The 3,240-nt window shown below is 63.7% G+C and carries 3 protein-coding genes; all 3 read right to left on the bottom strand.

The features are described 5' to 3' along the window. A partial coding sequence (locus tag H1S03_RS17320) for a regulator (RefSeq protein ID WP_185805308.1) occupies positions 1-524 on the bottom strand: 524 nt, incomplete at its 3' end. 76 nt (positions 525-600) lie between these two features. Continuing rightward, positions 601-2,583 carry a ParB/RepB/Spo0J family partition protein gene (locus H1S03_RS17315; protein ID WP_185805307.1) on the bottom strand — a complete coding sequence of 661 codons (1,983 nt, stop codon included), beginning with the start codon at positions 2,581-2,583 and terminating at the stop codon, positions 601-603. A gap of 155 nt (positions 2,584-2,738) precedes the next feature. Further along, positions 2,739-3,128, bottom strand: coding sequence for a DUF3768 domain-containing protein (locus H1S03_RS17310; protein WP_093362914.1), 390 nt, complete (start codon positions 3,126-3,128; stop codon positions 2,739-2,741). Between the last annotated feature and the right edge of the window lie 112 nt (positions 3,129-3,240).

The raw sequence follows: 3,240 nt of genomic DNA, 5'->3' as shown, positions 1-3,240 counted from the left end.
AAATCCTCGCAATTGCCGCAGTTCTGCACGATCGCGAAGGTGTCGCAGGCATCCTTGAGAATGACCCGGAAGGTGCCCCCGAGGCCCGAGGGCACCTCGTAGGTCCCGCCGATGAGATAGTCCGAGGCCCGGCGCACGAAGACGCGGATGCTATGGCCATCGGTGGCGAGCCGGATGGCCCCCCGCCCCCGGTCGATGAGCACCTGCACGTCATCCAGGATGTCGGTGTAGAACTGGCCGGTCAGATCGCGAAACGCCATGCGGCGCTGCGCCATCCAGTCGGTGTCCCGAAACGGGTTCATGCCATCGGCGAAGGCGAAGGAGGGATCGGCCTGTTCGGTGGTGACGATACGGGTGGTCGTGCCATCGATGCCGTTCGAGCACAGATGCACACCATTGCCGACGATGAGGATCAGGGCCGGCCTGTTCACGGGCCCGTTCCAGTTGGGCAGGAAGGTTTTGCAGGCGCGCGCATGGGCGATTTGCGCGGCAACTGCGGAGGCAGAGAACTTAAGAATAGCCATGGGGATGTCTTTCCGTTGGGTGTGGGAGGGTCGACCCGCGCGGGTGGCATGATCTACGCGCGGGTCGCGTGATGGCTCAGGCCGCTTGCGCGACCTCGCTGTCAGGCTCCGGAGATTCCGCGATGGGCTCCGCCTCATCAAAGGCGACATCGTTGGTCTGCATCATCGGCGGGCACCAGGCGGCCACGGCAGCGCGCTGCGCGTCGGTGAGGGTGGCGAAGGGTTCGGCGAAGAGCTTGTCGCAGAAGGCGACAATCTCCTTCTTGCTCGACGAGGCCAGCGTCACCGCCTCCTGGGCGAGACCCAGATCCTCGCCTAGGATCTTCAGGAGCCAGGCCTTCTTGAAGCGGTTGAAGAGCGCCGCATTCGGCGTCCAGTGGGCGCGGATGTCGGGCATGATCTCGATCTCGAACGCATGCATCAGGCTGTCGCGCTGGCGGTCCCGCGCGAAGCAGGACTGCGTGGTGCTGGCGGTGGCATAGGCCACGAGCTTGGCCTTCTCGCCGGCCTCCAGCGCGCGAAACGCCGCGAACTGATCAGCGGGCGCGCAGGTGTCATCGAGCCAGGATAGATCAAGCGCATCATGCGCCGCCGCCACCTGCTCGAGCGAGGTCTCGTCGATCTCGTCCATCTTGGCGTGGCTGCGGTATTCCTTGCGGGCATCGATCTTGATCGCCTGCGTGACACTCATGCCGCTGGCCAGAACGTCACTGACCAGCTTGAAGAGCGTCAGATCGAGCGTGGCCTCCGGATGCAGCGCCATCGCGGCGCCAAGGGCCATGGCTCGCTCGGTCTTGAGGTCCTCAGCCAGTGAGGCTGGATAGGTGATTTCGCCGGCGTCTGGGGCCTCCTCCCCGGTCGGGCTAGCCGAGGAGCCGCGCGCGCCCTCCTCTTTGACGGTGTCTTCCGGGCGGACGAGGCCCACATGGAGCGTGATCTGCCCACCCTGCCACGAGGCGATCACCCCAGACCGTGCAAGGTCCTCGGCGCTGTAGGCCTCCTGCAGATCGCGGGCTTCCTCTTCCAAGGCATCCACGCGATCGTAAAGCGCGTTGTAGGCACCGTCCTCGAGCCCCTCATCCTCCATCTCGAGCTGCAATTTCTCAAGCTCGGCGGTGATCTCATCGATGCGCTTCTGGGCAGCCTCATCCGGCTCGATCGGGCCGGGATAGACGCGGCCGTAGTCGGCCATGGTCGCGTAATCATAGCGCACCATCGCATCGGCCCAGGCAAAGCCCAGCCTCATACGGGCCTCTTCGGCAGCGGCACCGAGCTTCTCGAGCAGGATGGTCTCGACCAGAGCCGCATCCTCAAGCACGGAATGCTCATCCAGCAGATCGGCTGCGACGGCACCGCCACGCGCCTCGTAGTCCGCGCGCACGAAAGCCCCGATATCGTCGCTGACCTGCACGCCGCGGGATTTGAGGGCCTGACGGACGGTATAGGCCTGCAGATAGCCGCCGTCCTTCGTGAGCGCCTCGAAGACCTCGCGCTGCGCCTCCTGGCTTGGATGCTCAGCAAAGGCCTTCATCGTGTCGAGCGTGATCACCTTGCCCCGAGCCGCGGCGCGGATGTCGGGGTGGATCAGGCCATAACGCAACCGGCCTTTCACGGCCGCCACCGTGGTGCCGAAGGTCTTTGCGATCGTCTCGGGCGTTTGGCCATCGACCTCCATCATCCGAGCGAAAGCCTCGAACTCGTCAATGGCGTTCATCGGCGCCTGGGTGACGTTCTCGGCGAGCGACAGCGCCGTGGTGACGTCGCAGTCTTCTGGCACAAGGCGGCAGTCCACCTTGGTCTTCGCCGTGAATCCCTTGCTGGCCTTGTCAGCGATCAGCTCCTTCAGGGCTGCATGGCGCCGGCCACCGGCGAGGACAGCATATTTGCCGTCAAGCTTCTGAACCAGAAGCGGCTGGAGCAGGCCCAGCACAGCGATACTGGCCTTCAGATGGGCGATGTTTTCGGGGTCATAGGTTTCCGGCGCGTTGCTGCGCACATTGGCGGGATGCGGGACGAGATCGCCGATAGCGACGGTAAGGGGAGCAAAGCTTTTGGTCATGGGATATCCTTCCAGGAGGGTGAGGTGTGGCCCGCGCGCTCACGCGCGTGACCAATCCCCGGCTTCAGGGATCACCACGACAAAAGGCCCACTTTCCCTTTGAGGGGTCAGCGGGCCTTCATCGTCTCAGATGTCAGGGTGAGGAGTCCCCTGCCCTACCAGTCGCGCGCCAGCATGATGGTCAGCACGCGCATGGTGGTGGCAGGATTGTCCGGGGTCTCAGCCCCATAGCGGAAATCCGAGTCTGCTTCATAGAGATCGATCTTCCAGAACACGGTCTCTCCCCGGATCTCGACCGCCCCGAAATCGTGCCAGCCCTCGGGATCATTCTCAGGCTCGAACGTGGCAAACTCACCGGTTGCCTTGACCGCCTCGGCCATGAAGCCATCGCCGGCCTCCATAAGCGAGCGGGTGACATGCATGCGGCCCTGGATGGGTTGCGCGGGCGGCACCCCAAGGCATGCAAGTTTGCGAAACGCGTCGTTCTGCACCGCGATCACGGTCGGATCCGGACGGTCTGGCTGGGGTTGAACATTCATGGACATGGGGATCTCCTTTGAGAGGTTTGAAACACCCTTCTCAAAGCCCGCTTCCGTAATGGGGCGGGCCTCTGTCAAGGGTTTCGGGCAAGTCAAAAATCCCGGCGAAGATCTCATT

The organism is Pontivivens nitratireducens, assembly GCF_014235845.1.
Taxonomy (GTDB): domain Bacteria; phylum Pseudomonadota; class Alphaproteobacteria; order Rhodobacterales; family Rhodobacteraceae; genus Pontivivens; species Pontivivens nitratireducens.
This window is presented reverse-complemented; position numbering and strand designations above follow the sequence as displayed.

Coding starts and splice junctions, on each gene's coding strand:
- H1S03_RS17315 (WP_185805307.1), bottom strand. CDS start 2,583: ATGACCAAAAGCTTTGCTCCCCTTACCGTCGCTATCGGCGATCTCGTC.
- H1S03_RS17310 (WP_093362914.1), bottom strand. CDS start 3,128: ATGTCCATGAATGTTCAACCCCAGCCAGACCGTCCGGATCCGACCGTG.